The organism is Nocardiopsis sp. iso_25 (assembly GCF_056173305.1).
The window spans coordinates 1412854-1429723 of the sequence record NZ_CM149667.1 but is presented as its reverse complement, the minus strand read 5'-3'; the positions used below and the strand labels follow the sequence as shown (position 1 = coordinate 1429723).

The window sequence follows — 16870 nt, the reverse complement described above, 5'->3', positions numbered from 1 at the left end:
GCGGAACCCGTCATGGGCCCCACACTCGCCAGAAACCCGCCGGACAATTCCTACGAAGTCGTACGGCTCCGTGGCCCGGCACGCGCGGGCCCACGTCCGCCGCACCGCCACGTCGCCTCCCAACAGGCCGAACACCTTTCGCACCGTCCCCACAGGCGGACGCGGTCGTCCACAGGCCCTACCGCTTCCCGACATGCCCGGATAAGCTGCGCTGGTCGGGACGTTGTCCGGGCGTGTTCGCGTGCTCACCACGCGCGACGCTCTCCGGGCCTTCCCCTCCCGCGCTCCCCTCCTCCCGGGAGCACCCCCTCCCCTGATGGAAAAGGCATGGGACTGCGACGGATCCTCCCCCACACCGCCCCTGCGTCCCCGCGGCGCGCGCCGGGCGGAGGCGACGACGGACAGGCCAACGTCCTGCTCCTGTTCGGGCTCACCCTGGCCCTGCTCTCGCTCACCCTGCTGTTCGTACGGGTGGGAGCCGCCAACGACCAGCGTTCGCAGACCCAGACCGCGGCCGACGCCGCCGCGCTGGCGGCGGTGGGCGCCCTACAGGACCGGGCCGCGCAGGACATCGTGGACGGCGCCTACCCCATGCCCTGGTTCGACGAGGAGGCCGCCGAGGCGCGCGCCGAGGAGTACGCGCGGAGCAACGGGGCGGTCCTCACCGACATCCGCGCCAGCGACAACGTCATGGGACGCAGCGGGAACATCGTGCGGGTGGAGGTGCGCGGCGCCGTGTGCCAGCGCGAACTGGAGGAGGACGGGTCCCGGCACTGGAACGACGTGGTCTGCGACGGCAGCGAGGAGGAGACCAACACAGTCGTCGGCAACGCCTCGGCCATCGCCATCGTCCGCATCCCCCACCAGTGCGGCCGCGACGGGGGAGAACTGCTCTGCGACGGCGGCACCGTCAACGACCTCGCCTCCGCCAAACGGCTGATCGACGTGCACCTGGTCGACCAGGAGGGCCGCTACAGCTTCAACCCCGACTTCGTCGGAGGGGGCGGACCCAGCGTGGACTGCGCCTCGCTGGGGTCTCTGCACCCCATCATGTGCGCGGCGCACGAGCGCCTCCAGCAGCAGTTCCCGGGCTTCTACCTCTCCGCGGGCGGTAGGCGCAGCGAGCCGGGCAGCGACCACCACAGCGGCGAGGCGGTGGACTACATGATGGCGGAACTGGGCGGGGTGCCCACCCCGCAGATGCACGCCACCGCCATCACGGTGATCGACTGGGTGATCCAGAACTCCCACCAGCTCGGGGTCAAGGGCATCATCTACGAGCAGCGCATCTGGAACGCGACCGGTGGGAACCCGGACCCGGTGGGCCCCTGGTCGACCGTGAGCCGCTCCATGGGCGACAGGGGCAGCAACACCCAGAACCACATCGACCACATCCACCTGGCGGCGGGCGTCGGTCCCATGCGGTGACCGCGCCCCGCGCGGGGGTCCGGGGGGTTGTCCACAGGCGGCGGAAGGGCCTTGCCGGGACGGCGCGAGCCCTCGAACCTGGAGGGTATGACAGTCCGTGAGCACGCCCTTCCCGACCGTTCCCTCCTGCTGCGCACGCTCGCGCCGATCGTCGGCCCGATCTCCCCCGACGCGGTGGTCTGCGACGTGACCGCCTCCTACGTGTGGGGCGTGGACCTGCACCCGGCGGGCACCCGCGCCACACGCACCCGCCCGCACGTGGCGGTCCCCCGGGGCGTACGCACCAGCGGCATGCCGGTGGTCACCCACCGGGAGCACGTGCCCGCCGCGGACCGCGACGTGGTGGAGGGCGTGCGCGTCACCACGGCGGTGCGCGCGGCCGTAGACGTCGCCGCCCGCGCGCCCTCGGTCTTCGTGGCCACGGCCCGCCTCGACGCCTTCCTCTCCCGGGGGCTGGTCACCAAGGGGGACCTGCTCCGCGTCGCCCAGCGGGCCCGCTCCCAGCGGCAGCTGAGGCAGCTGCGCACCGCTCTGCGCTACTCCTCCGCGCTGAGCCGGTCGCCCGCCGAGTCGTGGACGCGTGTGCTGGTCCTGGAGGCGCTCCTGCCTCCTCCCGTCCCGCAGTGCCCGGTCCCCACCGACGAGGGCGTGTTCCACGCCGACCTCGGCTGGCCCGACCAACGGGTGGCGCTGGAGTACGACAGCCTGGAGTTCCACTCCTCGACGGTGGCCAGGGCGAGCGACCGGGTCCGGTACGCGGCGATGCGGACGCAGGGCTGGGAGGTGGTCTCGGCGGGCGTGTACGACCTCCAACTGCGGCCGGGACGGCTGCTGCGCCGCATCCTGCACTCGCTCACCCGCCAGGGCTGGTCGTGCCCTCCCGAGCACCTGGAGCTCATCCGCGGCCGCGTGCGCGCCTACGAGAAGGAGCCGCCCCAGCTCTTCGCCCCCCGGCGGCCCTAGGTCGTGGGCGGGCACGACGCGACAGGACAACGACAGGAGGTGGACACGTGGACCGGGGCAACACCCTGCTGGAGTACGCCGCACTGCTGCTGGTCGTGCTGTCCCTGGTCGTGGTGGCCGCCGCGCACGGGGCGCTGCAACGGCTCCCCGCGGAGCTGCGGGGAGCCGTGCACCGTGCGCTGGGCGACGCGCCCTCCCACCCCTCGGACGGGACCGGTGACGGCACGGCCACAATCGGCCCCGAACCCGCGCCGGACGGGGACTGGAGGCTGGATCCCGCCGCTGCCGCCGAGGCGGTCCTGCGCTGCGCGCGGGCCGGAGCCCTCCCCGACCCGGTGGCCCGCACGGACTGCGCACTGTCCCTCCTGGGCCTGCTGGACGCGCGGGTGCTGGAGGCCACCGTCCTGCGGTTGGAGGGCCGGGATCTGCACGAACTCTTCCGCAGTCCGACCTTCGCCGCCTCCGCCGCGGCCCGGAGCGCGGTCCGGCTGCTGTGGGAGCACGCCGCCCAGGAGACCCTGCGACGGCTGTCGCGGACCCGTACCTTCGACTTCCTCGCACCGTTCCTGGAGTCACCGCACCGCGACTGGGTGCTCACTTTCGTCGATGTCGGAAGCGATCACATGCGTGGGACCATCGAACGGAACACTGCGTCACCGCGTCGTAGCACCCGTCACACTCCGGTGCCGGACGAGAACGATCAGCAAACCCCCCGCGTCCCGTGTCCCCCGGCGGTCGCGCGAAGATCCGCAGAAACGAGGCCCAGGCCGTGTCGATTCCGTCGATGCCGCACCCCTCCGACCCCGACGAGCAGCCCTCCTCCCCGGGAGGGCGGCCCAACTGGTTCGTCTCCCTCCTCATGGTGCTGGTCTGCCTGGCCGTGGTCGCCAGCGGATGGGCTGTGGCCCGGCTCGTCGTGGGCGACCCCCTGCCCCCGCTGGACGTCGCGGAGGGCCCGGAGTCCCGTCCGCCGCGGAGCGGGTCCGCCCGTACCGCGGCCGATCCCGAGGACGCCGAGGCCTACCTGGAGGCCGCCGTCGAACTCGTGGAGGACTCCTCGGCCTTCCACCTCACCTTCACCGTGCACGACGGGGAGACCGACCCGCGGGACGCGCCGGACCCCGGCGCCGGATCGGCCGACGCCCTCCCCGAGCCGCCCGCTCCCCGTCCCACGGCCGCCGCCGACCCGATCACCTCGGGCCGCGGGCAGGCCATGTACGACGCCGGGGCCGAACCGGAGTTCGACCACTACTTCTCCAGTACGGACGGGTTGAGCGTGTACCGCTACGACGTGGGCGGCGGCCAGCTCATGATGACCGCCGACCGGGGCCTGGAACTGCTGGACCCGCCCAGCTCAGCCGACCGGTACCTGTGCTCGCACACGTACGGGTCGGCCAAGCTGCGCGAGGTGCTCGCCACCTCCACCGACCTCGAGCTGGAGGGACGGGAGGAGGTGAGCCTGGAGTGGCCGGAGCTGCGCAGCACGCACAGCGCCTACCACTACACGGGCACGTTCACGGCGATGCTGGGCGGCTACGACCCCGAGAGCGGAAGCAATACCCTCACCGCCGTCGGGGACGCCGAGTTCGAGCTGTGGATCGACGAACAGGGGTACCCCCGCAGGCTGGACTACCGCACCGAGAGCGGTGTCGGGGAGAGTTACGAGTACCACTCGTTCAGCTGACCCCGGCCTCCGCCGAGACCACGTCGGGGACGCGGACGGTGTCGTCCATCTCGTAGGCGTAGGGTGGATCGGCGACCTCGCCGAGCAGGTCGGGCTGCGCGGAGTCCACGAGCAGGTTGTCACGGGTGACCACGTTGCCGGGCTCCTCCTCCGGGGTGGCCACCGAGAGCCGGGTGCCCTCGAAGTAGTTGCCCTCCACCAGGACGTTGGAGTCGTCCACCGACTCCACCCCGTACTCCTCGTTGGCCCGGAAGTAGTTGTTGTACACGTGCACGTGCTCGGCGAACCGCGCCCTGGGGTGGCGCCCCGCCGTCCCGTCGAAGTAGTTGTGGTGCACGGTGACCCGCAGCGCGCCCGGCTCCTCCTCCCCGCCGCCCACGGCGAGCGCCGACTCGGCGTCGGCGAAGTGGTTCCAGGACAGGGTGACGTGGTCGGCGCCGCCGGTCACCGAGACGAGGGGGTCGTCACCGCCGCCGGAGAAGGTGGAGCCGTCCACCCACACGTGGTGGGCTCCGCCGCGCACGGACACCGCGGTCCCGTCGGCCTCCACCCGCAGGTTGGACAGGATGACGTTGCTGGCCCCGTCGACCACCAGGCGCCCGCCGGTGAGCTCGGCGCCGCCCTCGACGCCCACAAGGGTCTTGTCCGAGCCGACCTCCACCGTCCCGTCCAGGTCGATCGATCCGGTGACCTCGACGGTGAGCGGCTCCTCGGCCGCCAGGTGGTCGGCCAGCTCCCCGGCGTCGGAGGCCGTGACGGTCTCCCCCTCCGCCCCGCCGACCGCGCCCGGGTGCTCCTCGCCGTCGCGCTCCAGCGGCTCGCCCGCCCAGCCGACCGGCCCGCCCCGCTCCCCCTCCGGCGTCTGCGACGGAGTCTCGTCCGGGGTCTGTTCCGCCGGGGAACCGGACTCGTCGGCCTCCGCGTCCGGTTCGGCTGCGGCACCGGTCTGCGGCTGCGTCGAGGTCTCCTCCGCTTCCGGTTCCTGGGAACACGAGGTGAGGGCAGCGCACAGCAGCGCCGCCGCGGCCGCGGCGGCGATCGGGTGAGGTCTCATCAAGGGCTTTCCAACGCAGCGGGACAGGGGGTGTGGGGGCTGGGGCGCTGCCAGGAGGAGACGTGGACCCGTGGCGGTACAGCACGGCCACGGGGGAGCGCGGGCCTCCCGGCGGACGGCCCCGGTGTTCCCGAGCGTCCGCCCGCCCGGCAGACGGGCGGGGCGGGCCGGAAACGATGCCTAGACCTTGCCACAGCCGGGTCCGCGGCCCCAACCCCAGCCCCCGTTCCGGAGCAGCGCACGGGCCGTGTGTGGGGGATGACACACCGCACGGGGGCCGCGCGGCCGTGTCGGCGCCGGGCCGGACGGGACGCGGGGGAGGGCGAACGGCGCGCACGGCCCCGGACCACACCGCACGGGGAACGGCGAACGGCGCACGCACGGCGCCGGGCCGCGCGGGAGGCGCGTCGGTCTTGGGCGTTACACGGCGAAGGGCGCCGGTCCCCGTGCGGGGACCGGCGCCCCGGCGCGTCCGCTCAGGCGGCGGGCGGTGACGTCACTGGGCTACTCAGCAGCCCAGCCGATGTCCTCGTAGACGTAGTCGGAGGCCAGGCCGAACTCTCCCCAGTTGTGCAGGTCCTCGTTCATGACGTAGAGACCGGGACGCTCGAAGAAGGGGATGGTCGCGACCTCCTCCCACAGGAGGCGGTCGATCTCGTTGGCGAGTTCGGCGTAGCGGTCCGGGTCGGTCTCGGCACGCATCTCGTCGAACTTCCGGTCGATCTCCTCGGTCGAGGTACGGGCGAGGTTGTTGCCCCATTCCCCGTCCTCGTCCGGCATGCCGTAGTTCTCCTGGGCGTCACCCGCGTAGGGGTTGGAACCGGCGAGAACGTACGTGGCGACCTCGTAGTTGCCGGGGATGACGTACTCGGAGAACAGGGCGTTGTTCGGCACCTGCTGGACCTTGACCTCGATGCCGATCTCAGCGAGCATGTCGCGGCCGATCTCAGCCTCGTCCTGGGCGATGGCCATGTCGTCCGAGGCCACCCAGTCCAGGGACAGCGTCTCGCCCTCGGCGTTCGTGCGGAACTCGGCGCCCTCCTCCAGGGTCCACCCCGCCTCGTCGAGCAGCTCCCCCGCACGCTCGGGGTCGTACTCCCCGTACCCCTCGCTGTTGTCCTGGTAGCCGTGCTGGCTGGACCGGAGCAGGCGGTTGGTCTCACCGGTGATCGGCCAGTCGACCGCGCCCAGGGCGATCTCCGCGAGAGCGCTGGTGTCCAGGCCCAGGGAGATCGCGTGGCGGACGCGAACGTCCTCCAGGTTCGGGCTTGCGCCGTTGAGCGAGGCGAACCGGTAGGCGTGGTTGACAGCCCGCGTGAAGTAGGTGCCTTCGCGGTCTCTGAGCAGCTCGTAACCGGCCGCGTCGTAACCGAGGTAGAAGCCGTCGATCTCACCGTTGTTGAAAGCACCCGCCATGGCGTCGGTGCCCATGGCGTCGAAGACGATCTCGTCCAGCAGCGGCTCGGTGCCCCACCAGTCCTCGTTCCTCGTGATCGTGATGCGCTCGGTGACGTCGTCGAACTCCACGTTCCCGAAGGGCCCCGCGGTGACGGGGTAGTCCTTGACGTAGCCCTCCTTGAAGAGCTCCTCGTCCTCCATGTACTCCTTGGGGTACAGCGGGGAGAACAGGGACGGCCACTCGGCGAAGGGCTCGTCGAACCTCAGGGTGAAGGAGTACGCGTCGTCTCCGGGGACGAACTCGGTGATCTGGTCGTACCCGTCGGTGCCGCCGAGCTGCCAGTCGCCCTCGCGCGAACCGCTGACGGTCTTGACCTGGGCCTCGTAGTCCCCGGAGGTGACGGGTTCACCGTCGGACCACACCGCATCGGGGTTGAGCTCGTAGAAGACTTCGAGACCGTCATCGCTGACCCCGAAATCGAGGACGAAGTCCTCGTTGGGAGAGGGTGTTCCCTCGGCGTCGTACCGGGTCGGGTTGGGCAGCACCGCGGCGGTCACGCGGCGCACGTTGGCCATGTTGCCCTGGGTGTGCCACATGTTGTGCTGCTGGTCATAGGCGCTGATGGCCCACACGAAGCTGCCGCCCTCCCGCAGGTCCTCGCGGGGCGCGGGGTTCAGGTCCTCGGCGGCGAGGGAGGCCACCTGCTCCTGGGCGTCTTCCTGATCGTCTCCGCCTCCGCCGCAGGCGCTGGCCACGAGAACCAGTGCCACGGCCGGGGCGAGGTAGCGCACCTTCCCGATTCGCATGGGGATTTCCTCTCTGGGGTGATGCAGCCAGCGCGCGGGACGGCGCTGGCCGTGACGAGCCGGTCGTCGGGGTCGGACGACCTCCTAGCGCTCCGCGAAGTGGCAGGCTGCCGCCTGGTCACCCTCGTTCACAGCGAGGATCCGGGGCTCGACGGTCCTGCACTGCTCCCGGTCGGTCTCGGGGAGCAGGGCGAACTTCTGGCACCTGGTCCGGAACCGGCATCCCGAGGGCGGGTCGGCGGGGCTGGGCAGGTCGCCGTCCAGGACGATGTGCGTGCGCGCGCGCTCCTTCTCCGGGTCGGGGATCGGGATGGCGGACAGCAGCGCCTGGGTGTAGGGGTGGGAGGGCCGGGAGTAGACCGAGCGGGTGTCGCCGATCTCCACGATCCGGCCCAGGTACATGACCGCGACGCGGTCGGCGATGTGCCGGACCACGGACAGGTCGTGGGCCACGAACAGGTAGGACAGGCCCAGGCGGGCCTGGAGCTCCTGGAGGAGGTTGACCACGCCCGCCTGGATGGACACGTCCAGGGCCGAGACCGGCTCGTCCAGCACCAGCAGCCTGGGCTCCAGTGCCAGGGCCCGGGCGATGCCGATGCGCTGGCGCTGGCCGCCGGAGAACTCGGCGGGGAAGCGGGTGACGTGCTCGGTGTTCAGGCCCACCAGGTCGATCAGCTCGTACACCCGGCGGGTGACCTCGTCCACGCTCCTGCCGTGGGTGCGCAGGGGCTCGGCGATGATGTCGAACACCGTCATGCGCGGGTCGAGCGAGCTCATCGGGTCCTGGAAGACGATCTGCATGTCGCGGCGCAGCGCGAACCGGTCGGCCCGGCCCAGGGTGGCGACGTCGCGGCCCATGACGGAGATGGAGCCGCACTGCGGCTCGGCCAGGTCCATGATCTCCATGAGGGTGGAGGACTTGCCGCAGCCGGACTCGCCGACCAGGGCGAGGGTCTCCCCCTCGCGGATGTCGAAGTCGATGCCGTCGACCGCGTAGACCGAGCCCACCCGGCGCTTGAACACCGCGCCCTTGGTGAGCGGGTGGTGCTTGACCAGGTCCCGGACCCGCAGCATCTCGGCCCGGTCCGCGCGGTCCACCGCGGCGGCCGGGGAGTCGGGGATCTCCGGCACCGGGTAGATGTCCTGGGCGGTCCACCCCCGGCTGGTGATCTCCCCGGAGCGCACGCACGCCACCCGCTGGGCGTCGGCGTCGGCCTCCGCGGCGTCGGGCAGCGCCGCGGCCCCGCCCGCACGGATCTCCTCACCCGGGGGCTGGGCGCCGATCGCGAGGAGTTCGGGCTCGGCCGCGTCGCACTCGGGCCGGGCCAGGGGGCAGCGGGGCGCGAAGGTGCATCCGGGCGGCAGGTCCGACAGCGACGGCGGGGTGCCCTTGATGGGGACGAGGGCGCCCTGGTTCTCCAGGTCCATGCGGGGGACGGCGCCGAGCAGGCCCATGGTGTAGGGCATCCTGCTGCGGTAGTAGATGTCGTCGACTCTGCCGGTCTCCACCGGACGGCCCGCGTACATCACCAGGACCCGGTCGACGAACCCGGCGACGACGCCGAGGTCGTGGGTGATCATCACGATGGCCGCGCCGGTCTCCTCGCGGGCGGTGCGCAGCAGGTCGAGGATCTGCGCCTGGATGGTGACGTCCAGGGCCGTGGTGGGCTCGTCGCAGATGATGACGTCGGGGTTGTTGGCCATGGCCATGGCGATCATGACGCGCTGGCGCATGCCGCCGGAGAACTCGTGCGGGAAGGAGCGGTAGCGCTGTTCGGCGTTGGGGATGCCGACCAGTTCGAGCAGCTCCAGCGCGCGGGCGCGGGCCCTGGCCTTGGGTGTGGAGGGGTCGTGGATCAGGACGGCCTCGGCGAGCTGGTCGCCGACCGTGTACACGGGGGTGAGCCCGGACAGCGGGTCCTGGAAGACCATGGAGATGACCTTGCCGCGCTTGCGGGCCATGGCGCGGTCGTCCAGGCCCAGGATCTCCTCGCCGTGCAGGCGCACGGAGCCGGTGATCCGGGCGTGTTCGGGCAGCAGCCCCATGGCGGCCATCGAGGAGACGGACTTGCCGGAGCCGGACTCGCCCACGATGCCCAGCACCTCGCCGCGGCGGACGGAGTAGCTGACCCCGCGCACGGCGCGCACGTCGGGGTTGCCGTTGAGCCCGCCGAAGGTGACGGTGAGGTCGGTGACCTCCAGGACCGGGGCGTCGCCGAGGGGCGCTCCGCTGTCGGCACCGGTGGTCGCGACGGTGTCAGTGCTCATGGTGTTGTGCCCCCTAGGACCGGCGTGACTTGGACTGCGGGTCGAGGGCGTCGCGCAGCCCGTCCCCGATCATGTTGACGGCGAGCACCATCAGCACCAGCAGGACCGTGGGAAACGCGAACATCCACGGGGCGGTGGTGGCGAACGACGACCCTTCGGCGATGACCATGCCGAGGCTGATGTCGGGCGACTGCACTCCCAGCCCGAAGTAGCTCAGGGCGGTCTCGCCGATGATGGCGGTGCTGACCATGATCGTGGCGTCCGCGATGAGCAGGGACGACATGTTGGGCAGGATGTGGCGCAGGATGATTCTGTGTGAGGGCACACCCATGAACCGGGCCGCGTGGATGTACTCGCGTTCGCGCAGGGAGATGCTCAGGCCACGGACCATCTTGGAGGTGACCATCCAGCTGAACGCCGCCAGCAGGATGACCAGCACGAACCAGCCGCCCTGGCCGACGAAGTGCGTGGACAGGATGGCCAGGATGACGAAGTTGGGCAGGACCAGGGCCAGGTCGGCGATCCACATCAGGGCGCGGTCGGTCACACCGCCGAAGTAACCGGCGAACGCGCCGACGAGAGCGGCCACACCCGTGGAGGCCGCCGCGACCAGCAGCCCGATGAGCAGTGACTTCTGCAGGCCGGCGGTGGCCTGGGTGAAAACGTCCTGGCCGGTCCGGTTGGTGCCCATCCAGTGTTCGCCCGAGGGGGCTTCCAGCAGGGCTGCGTAGTCGCGCTCGCCCACTTCCCAACCGCTGACGAGCGGGCCGACGAAGGCGAGGAGAGCCAGCAGCGCGAGCATGACGACACCGACGATGACCCGCCGGGTGCCCATGAGCTGGCGTATGACGTCCTTGAGCCGGTTGGGCGCCGGAGGCACGGTCGGCGCCCTGCCCGGTCCCGTGCTCTTCTCGATGGTGCTCATGGCGTGGTCTCCAGCCGAACTGGCGCGGTGCTGCGCGGTGGAACGTTGCGGGCGGTGGCGGGGGACACGGTCACACCCGCACTCTCGGGTCCAGCCAGGCGTAGAGGATGTCCGAGAGGAAGGACGCCGCCATGATCGTGATCGCCATGAACCAGGAGACGGCTGCGACCACGTGGACGTCCTGGCGGAAGATGGAGTCGATCAGCCACGCGCCCATGCCGTGCCAGCCGTAGATCTTCTCGGTGAACGTGGCCCCCGACACGAGGGCGCCGAACGTGAAGGTGAAGTAGGTGATGGTGGGGATCAGCGCGGTGCGCAGGGCGTGTTTGAACAGGGCCTTTCGGCGCGTGAGCCCCTTGGCCATGGCGGTGCGGACGAAGTCGGCGTTGAGCACGTCCAGCATCATGTTGCGCTGGTAGCGCGCGAACGAGGCGAAGAGCGCGACGGCCAGCACGATCGTGGGCAGGATCGCGTGGTGGACGCGGTTGAGCAGCAGTTCCCACCACGTTCCGTCGAAGCCCGCCGCGTACTCGCCGGAGTAACGCAACAGCTGGAAGCCGAGGCCGTCGTTGATCGTGACGGCGAGCACCTGGACGACGATCGCGATGACCACCGTGGGCACCGACAGCACGAAGAAGGAGGCCGCTGTGGCCGCCTTGTCGAAGCGCCGGTACTGGCGCACGGCGGCGTAGGCGCCCACCGCGATGCCGATCACGCTGCCGAGGATGGTGGCGACCGTGATCAGGCGCAGGGTCACGCCCGCCTTCATCCACATCTGGTCGGTGACGTCGCCGCCCTGGATGGTCTTGCCGAAGTCGCCCTGGACAACCCCGCCGAGCCAGGTGACGTAGCGCTCGGCGAGCGGCGCCTGGTCGTTGAGGTTGAGCGCGTCCAGTTGGGCGTTGACCGCCTCCGGCGTCGGCGGCGGCTGCATCTGCTCGAAGTAGCCGCGCGGATAGAGGTTCGTCGCGGCGAGCAGGTAGGCGAAACTCGTCGCGAGAAAGATCAGCACGACGTAGTTCAGCAGCCGCCTGGCCAGGAACTTGCCCAAAACTATCTCCGAACCTCACGGCCGAGCCCGGCACTCGTCCTGTTGTGCGCGGTCGTCACCGGGGACGCCTGCGGCCGGGGGTCCGAAGCGCGAGAACGATGCCATCGGTGGATGGCATCGTTAAGCCTTCGCGATCCCGCGACCACCGGCGGGGGTCGCTCCCGGTGACTGCCGAAACACGCTTGCGCCCGGTTCACGATCCGTGACCGGAATGTCAAGAGTCTGCGATGAGCTAGACACTCGACGGTAAACACTGCATCAAGAAAAGACAACAGTGCCCATTTGAGCACCCGATTGCAGTCAATTTGTCAAGTTTCGCACGTTCTGCAATGAAATAACTCTGCACAGTAACCGACAACTGGCGTGAGCTGGGAAAACACACTCCATGCCCTCCGTGGGCGCGCCTCCGGCGGCCCCACATTCGGACATACGACCACAAAAATGTCTCTCAACGGTAATCTAACTCAGCATGGTCGAAACCTCCCTCCCCCGGGTCGGGTGCCACCACAGGACGGTTTCACGAAAGGCGCGGAAGTACTCGGAGAACACCCGTGGTCCGCACGGAAGGGTCTGCCCCGCACGCCCCGGAGGGGTTAAGCCCGGCTCACGGCCGCTGTTGAGCCTTCCTCGGGTCCCCGCGCGCCGCGCGTGCGGCCGGAGCGCTCCGGCGCGGCCGTGCCGGTCGCGGCCGGAGGCACGAGCCGTGGCACCAGGGGCGCGGGCGAACCCGACCGCGCGATCCCCCACCAGGTGCCCAGGGAACGCGCCGCGTCGCCAGCCATCCCCAGGGCCGTCCAGGTCACCGGACCGGTCAGAGCGGCGCCCCTGCCCCGGTGCCAGGACGCCAGGTGCGGCACGACCAGGGCCGCTCCCGCGGCCAGGGCTGCGCGGCCCGCGCGTCCTGCGGCACCGCCTCGCCGCGGCGACCGGTCCCGGCCCGCGAGCGGGTCCGTGGCGGTCGGACCGGGCACGCCCGGGATCACGCGACCGCGCCGCCGGAGCACCGCGGCGCCCACCACCGCCGCGGCCAGCGGCCACCAGGCCGTACGGACCGCGCGCGTGCCCGTGCGCACGGTGTACGCGAGGTCCAGCCCGGCCAACCGCACCGCCTCGGGCAGCGGGGTGCCCGCCCCGGCCACGAGGGCGCCCGTCACCGCCGCGCCGCCCAGCGCACCGGCGGCCAGGGCCGCGGCGGGCCGTCCCGCGAACAGCAGGGCGAGCCCTGCCGCGCCCGGCCAGGACAGCGCGGGTCCGGCCGCGCGTGCGCCGCGTCGGCGGGCCAGGGGACCGGCGACCGCCCCGGAGGTGAAGCAGGCGCGCAGGTACGCGCCCAGGTCGGTGGTCGGCGGTGCCCACACCCTGGAGCGGGGCTCGTACCGCACCGACCAGCCCTGTTCGGCGAGCCGCCACAGCAGGTCGAGCCCGGCGGCGGCGCCGAGGCCGGGGTCGAGGTCGGCGGCGCGGCGGCGCAGCAGCAGGACGGGGACCGGGCGCAGCGGGTCGGTGTGCCCGTTGGCCGGTCCCGGGCGCTCCTGCCAGGGCAGGGCGTGCCCCCAGGGCAGGACGGGGGCGGGGTCGGCGCCCCGGTCCGCGCCAGTCCCGCGGGCGGCGACGGCGGCCACGGTCATCCGCGTGTGGCCCAGGCAGGCGGAGCGGTCGGTCAGGACCCGGGGCACCACGGCCGCCACGTCCGGGTCGGCGAAGTGGCCGAGCGCGGTCTCCAGCCACCCGGGGCCGGGGCGGGTGCCCGCCTCGACCAGGGCCACGAACTCGGCGGAGCACGCGCGTAGCGCCGCCGCCCGGTCCCCGGCTCCCCCGGCCGGACCGGGGACGACGCGGGCGCCCCGGCCGCGGGCCGCACGGGCTTCGGGCCCGGTGGCCCCGACGACCACGGTCCGGGTCCCGTGGCGGTGCTCGTCGAGGTGGTCCAGGGTGGCGTGCAGCGCGGCGGAGTCGGCCCGTCCGACGACGGCCACCTCTACCGTGTCCCCCGGCGCGAGGGGTAGAGGACGGGGGTGGGCGAGGCCCGCCCCGATGAGGTCGCGGGCGAACAGGCGCTCCTCCGCGTTCCGCGGCACCGCCCGGCTCAACCAGCGGATCAGCGCGCTGACCCGCTCCGGGGTGAGGCGCACCGCCCGCGGCGGGCTACCGCCGACGAGGACGTGCCCCTCGTCGGCCAGGCGCGCCGCGCGGTCGATCTCGACGCCGAGACCGGGGGGCAGGGGCGCGCGGGAGGGCATGTCCACACCCTGGCCGGTCGGACACAAGCGCGCAAGACCGTGGGAGGCACAGAATTTCGCAGAGCTTGACCTAATCGTTATCCATACTCACAGGCCCCACCAGTTCCGAAACACGGCCCATATCCGCGCCCGGCCACCCCCGCGATCCGACCGAACAGCCCCTTTTTCCAGCTCAGCCGGGGTTATCCTGGCCAAGCCAGGTCAGCTGGGTTTCCGGGGAGGCACGGAGCGTATGCTAAGCGCGAATACGCCCTTCAGTGTCGTAGGGCACATCCGCCACCCGACATGACCCACCACCCCGGCCCGCTCCCAGGACCCACCACCGCCTCGGAGGAAGTCTCGCGGCTTCCCTCCTCCCTCCTGTCGCCGCCCTTGCGCGTGACGCGTGGCACACCGACGCACCCCTCCCTGTCCCAGGGGGCCCGGGCCCGTGCGGCCACACCGCGCCGTGACCCGTTACACGGGCACGGACGCCTTCGAGGGCCCGGCACTTCCGTTGCCATGCCCGCCGCGAACACACGTCCTCGGGGAGTGAACCCAATGTGTGACACCGCAGCACCCCACAGTCCCCCCGTCGTGCTCCACACACACGACCCCACCTGCGGGGCCGCCTCCTCGCAGCCGGACGCACTCCAGGTCCCGCTGTCTTCGTCCCGTCCCTTTCAACGTCCGGCGAGTTCCATGGAAGAGCGCACCCCGTACAGCACAGAGACCGCCTCCAGACCGGCGCGGCGGCGCTTCCCCGGCCTGCCGAGCCAGATCGCCTACGCGAGGAGGTTCGTCGCCCGGCAGCTGGTCGCCTCACCGGAGCTGACCACGGCGACGCTGCTCACCAGCGAGCTGGCCACCAACGCCATCACGCACAGCGCCTCGGGCCGGGCCACCGGCAAGTTCGAGGTCTGTGTCCACCTGGCACCCGGGTGGGCCCGGGTGGAGGTGCGGGACCTGGGCAACGTGGCCGAGGCGCCCGAGCCCCAGCACCGGGACCCCTACGACACCACCGAGCACGGTCGGGGCCTGGATCTGGTCGAGGCGCTCTCCAGCAAGTGGGGCACCGAGCCCCGCGGTGACGGGATGGGTCGCAAGGTCTGGTTCGAGCTCGTGTGGGACCGCGGGTGCGACACCCCGGCGGAGGACGCAGACGAGGCCGTCCTCTCCGACTGACCCGGTACACGGGTCGCCGCCCGCCCCGTGGGCGGGCCCACTCCCCCGGACACGGAGCGAAGCGGAGCGGAGCCCCGGAGCACGGACCGCTCGGGGCCGCGCCGGTACGCCGCCGCGTCCGGGAGAGCGCGCCTACTCCTCGGCGCCGGCCCTCGGGGGCGCCGCCGCACCGCCGTCCTGGCCGGGCGCGGGCAGTCGGTAGCGCTCGTAGAGTTCACGCGCGTAGTCCTTGGCCTCCTGCGACGGTTCCTCGCCCAGCTCGTCGCGGACCAGGTCGTCGAGGCTCTTGTTCGTTTCATCCATGGGACGCAGCCTGCCTGGAGTGCGCGGATAGCACAAATCGCCGCTCCGGTGACGCAGTGCCAAGGGCCCGAACGCCCCGACTGTGGGGGTTTGCGGGGTTGAAAGCCCACCCGAACTGCGGGTAACGCCCCAGGCGGGGCCCGTCGGTGGTTCCGGCTGGCCCCTGTTGTTTCCGGTCGTTTCGCGACCCCGTGATACCGGGGTGACGGCGGAACCCCCAGACCTTGAGGACCCGTCTTCGACTCCGCGAAGCGCTACAGGGAATCACCGGCCTCCACACCCCGTGGAAGGGCCCAACGCCCCGTGGTGTACTGACGACATGACCGAGGATGTCGACAGCCTGATCGAACACCTGGAGCTGTGGCGGACCCACGGAAGCCAGCCCAGCCACCGGGACATGGCGATCGCCGAACTCCGGCGCAGAGGCCCGCGCGTCGTCCCCGCGCTCATCGATCGGTTGCAGGCGCTGCTCGCGTCCTCGCACCACCCCCATGACCACCACGGTGTCCCCGACCGCGCGAGGTATGACCGCGAGTCCCTCGATCTGCGCCAGGGGCTGGTCCAGGCTCTGGCCCGGATCAGCGACGAACGCGCTGCCGCCGTGCTCATCGCCGCGCTGGACGACGACGCCTGCGTCCCCTACGCCGCCGCCGCTCTGCGTCAGACGCCTGACGACCGGGCGGTGGGGCCCCTGCTGGACGCCCTGGCCCGCATGCTGCCCAACGGGGCGATGGTCGATGACCTCATCGACACGATCACGGTCCACGGCGTTTCGTCCGAACGCGCCCAAGAGCGCTGGCGCACCGAGCACAGCCCGCAAGGGCGCGCCAACCTGATGAGGCTCCTGGCCAGACACGGCAACGTCCCGGTGTCGGTCTTCCTCGAAGCCGCCCAGGACCGTTCCACGAGGTGCGGTGGGCCGCGATCGAGGGCGTGGTCCGTGTGTGGCGAGCCGACGGCCACGATCCCGACCCGGCCTGGACCGAGGTCCTGCTCCTCCTGGCGGTCGACGGGGAGAGGTCCGTCGGCTGGCGGGCCGTCGACGCCCTGGAGCAGATGGAGCGGGGCCAGCGGGCCGAACCTGACACGTATCCCGACCTCGCCACCCGCGTTCTCACGCCTCCGCTTCTGGCGTCGGTGATCGGGCTGGCTCTTCGCTCGCCGGGGGTGTTCGGCGGAGAGTTGGACGCGCGGCTGGCGGATCTGGTCTCGGCCCGTCCCGACGGCCTCCAGGCCGTCCGGGGGCTGATCGGGCTCCGCCCGCCGACCGACGTCCTCCGGGCGGCCCTGGACATGCTGCCGCCGTTGGGCGCCGACACCCGCAGTCCGGAGCGGGCGATGCGCATGCTCCACAGACTGCTGTCCCACTCCGACAGCGGCGTCCGCGAGGACGCGGCATCGGCGCTGCGCCGCGGTGATCTGCTGTTCCCCTTGCTGGTCAGCGGTGACAAGGACACCCGTGAGACAGCCAGGAGCGCTCATGCGCAGATCACCACCGATGACTACGCCGACCGCCTGGGCCGCTACGTCTCGGCGCTGCCGCTGCGCACCCGCATGAGGTACCGGGGCGTCCGCCGCTGAGGGC

The 16870-nt window shown here is 71.7% G+C and carries 13 protein-coding genes; 6 read left to right on the top strand and 7 right to left on the bottom strand.

Annotated features, from left to right (window positions below; all coding sequences use genetic code 11):
* Positions 1–327: 327 nt before the first annotated feature.
* From AC0VX6_RS06380 to AC0VX6_RS06370, 3 genes are all read left to right on the top strand, one after another.
* Positions 328–1428 carry a VldE C-terminal domain-containing protein gene (locus tag AC0VX6_RS06380; protein ID WP_274976600.1) on the top strand — a complete coding sequence of 367 codons (1101 nt, stop codon included), beginning with the start codon at positions 328–330 and terminating at the stop codon, positions 1426–1428.
* Between the two features lie 87 nt (positions 1429–1515).
* Positions 1516–2391, top strand: coding sequence for a hypothetical protein (locus AC0VX6_RS06375; protein ID WP_475467724.1), 876 nt, complete (start codon positions 1516–1518; stop codon positions 2389–2391).
* 784 nt (positions 2392–3175) lie between these two features.
* Positions 3176–4075: a hypothetical protein gene (locus tag AC0VX6_RS06370; RefSeq protein ID WP_475467722.1), complete on the top strand. Its 900-nt coding sequence runs from the start codon at positions 3176–3178 to the stop codon at positions 4073–4075.
* Here the strand turns inward: AC0VX6_RS06370 and AC0VX6_RS06365 are convergent.
* The 6 genes from AC0VX6_RS06365 to AC0VX6_RS06340 form a co-directional block, all read right to left on the bottom strand.
* On the bottom strand, positions 4068–5129 hold the full coding sequence (locus AC0VX6_RS06365) for a pectate lyase family protein (RefSeq protein ID WP_475467720.1): 1062 nt from the start codon (positions 5127–5129) through the stop codon (positions 4068–4070). The genes AC0VX6_RS06370 and AC0VX6_RS06365 overlap by 8 nt on opposite strands.
* Positions 5130–5633: 504 nt before the next feature.
* Positions 5634–7334 (bottom strand): ABC transporter family substrate-binding protein, encoded by a 1701-nt coding sequence (locus AC0VX6_RS06360; RefSeq protein ID WP_274976596.1) that lies wholly within the window; start codon positions 7332–7334, stop codon positions 5634–5636.
* Positions 7335–7418: 84 nt separating this feature from the next.
* The gene (locus AC0VX6_RS06355) at positions 7419–9602 is read right to left on the bottom strand and encodes an ABC transporter ATP-binding protein (protein ID WP_475467718.1); all 2184 of its coding nucleotides are present in this window, start codon (positions 9600–9602) and stop codon (positions 7419–7421) included.
* Between the two features lie 13 nt (positions 9603–9615).
* Entirely contained in the window at positions 9616–10527 is a 912-nt protein-coding gene (locus AC0VX6_RS06350) for an ABC transporter permease (RefSeq protein ID WP_274976594.1), read from the bottom strand.
* Positions 10528–10597: 70 nt separating this feature from the next.
* Positions 10598–11578: an ABC transporter permease gene (locus tag AC0VX6_RS06345; protein ID WP_274976593.1), complete on the bottom strand. Its 981-nt coding sequence runs from the start codon at positions 11576–11578 to the stop codon at positions 10598–10600.
* Between the two features lie 593 nt (positions 11579–12171).
* A complete protein-coding gene (locus AC0VX6_RS06340; RefSeq protein ID WP_475467715.1) occupies positions 12172–13818 on the bottom strand; it encodes a family 2 glycosyl transferase in 1647 nt (548 codons plus the stop codon).
* A 681-nt stretch (positions 13819–14499) separates the two neighbouring features.
* On the opposite strand from AC0VX6_RS06340, the gene AC0VX6_RS06335 reads away from it, so the two are divergent.
* Positions 14500–14982, top strand: coding sequence for an ATP-binding protein (locus tag AC0VX6_RS06335; RefSeq protein WP_274976591.1), 483 nt, complete (start codon positions 14500–14502; stop codon positions 14980–14982).
* A 132-nt stretch (positions 14983–15114) separates the two neighbouring features.
* Here the strand turns inward: AC0VX6_RS06335 and AC0VX6_RS06330 are convergent, their stop codons facing one another.
* Positions 15115–15285, bottom strand: a complete 171-nt coding sequence (locus AC0VX6_RS06330; RefSeq protein ID WP_013151584.1) for a hypothetical protein — start codon at positions 15283–15285, stop codon at positions 15115–15117.
* A 319-nt stretch (positions 15286–15604) separates the two neighbouring features.
* Here AC0VX6_RS06330 and AC0VX6_RS06325 point away from each other — a divergent pair, with 319 nt between their 5' ends.
* Entirely contained in the window at positions 15605–16426 is an 822-nt protein-coding gene (locus AC0VX6_RS06325; protein WP_475467714.1) for a HEAT repeat domain-containing protein, read from the top strand.
* Positions 16423–16866, top strand: coding sequence for a hypothetical protein (locus AC0VX6_RS06320; RefSeq protein WP_475467713.1), 444 nt, complete (start codon positions 16423–16425; stop codon positions 16864–16866). The genes AC0VX6_RS06325 and AC0VX6_RS06320 overlap by 4 nt, the downstream gene beginning before the upstream one ends.
* The last annotated feature ends 4 nt before the right edge of the window (positions 16867–16870 follow it).

Coding starts and splice junctions, on each gene's coding strand:
- AC0VX6_RS06380 (WP_274976600.1), top strand. CDS start 328: ATGGGACTGCGACGGATCCTCCCCCACACCGCCCCTGCGTCCCCGCGG.
- AC0VX6_RS06375 (WP_475467724.1), top strand. CDS start 1,516: ATGACAGTCCGTGAGCACGCCCTTCCCGACCGTTCCCTCCTGCTGCGC.
- AC0VX6_RS06370 (WP_475467722.1), top strand. CDS start 3,176: ATGCCGCACCCCTCCGACCCCGACGAGCAGCCCTCCTCCCCGGGAGGG.
- AC0VX6_RS06365 (WP_475467720.1), bottom strand. CDS start 5,129: ATGAGACCTCACCCGATCGCCGCCGCGGCCGCGGCGGCGCTGCTGTGC.
- AC0VX6_RS06360 (WP_274976596.1), bottom strand. CDS start 7,334: ATGCGAATCGGGAAGGTGCGCTACCTCGCCCCGGCCGTGGCACTGGTT.
- AC0VX6_RS06355 (WP_475467718.1), bottom strand. CDS start 9,602: ATGAGCACTGACACCGTCGCGACCACCGGTGCCGACAGCGGAGCGCCC.
- AC0VX6_RS06350 (WP_274976594.1), bottom strand. CDS start 10,527: ATGAGCACCATCGAGAAGAGCACGGGACCGGGCAGGGCGCCGACCGTG.
- AC0VX6_RS06340 (WP_475467715.1), bottom strand. CDS start 13,818: ATGCCCTCCCGCGCGCCCCTGCCCCCCGGTCTCGGCGTCGAGATCGAC.
- AC0VX6_RS06335 (WP_274976591.1), top strand. CDS start 14,500: ATGGAAGAGCGCACCCCGTACAGCACAGAGACCGCCTCCAGACCGGCG.
- AC0VX6_RS06330 (WP_013151584.1), bottom strand. CDS start 15,285: ATGGATGAAACGAACAAGAGCCTCGACGACCTGGTCCGCGACGAGCTG.
- AC0VX6_RS06325 (WP_475467714.1), top strand. CDS start 15,605: ATGACCGAGGATGTCGACAGCCTGATCGAACACCTGGAGCTGTGGCGG.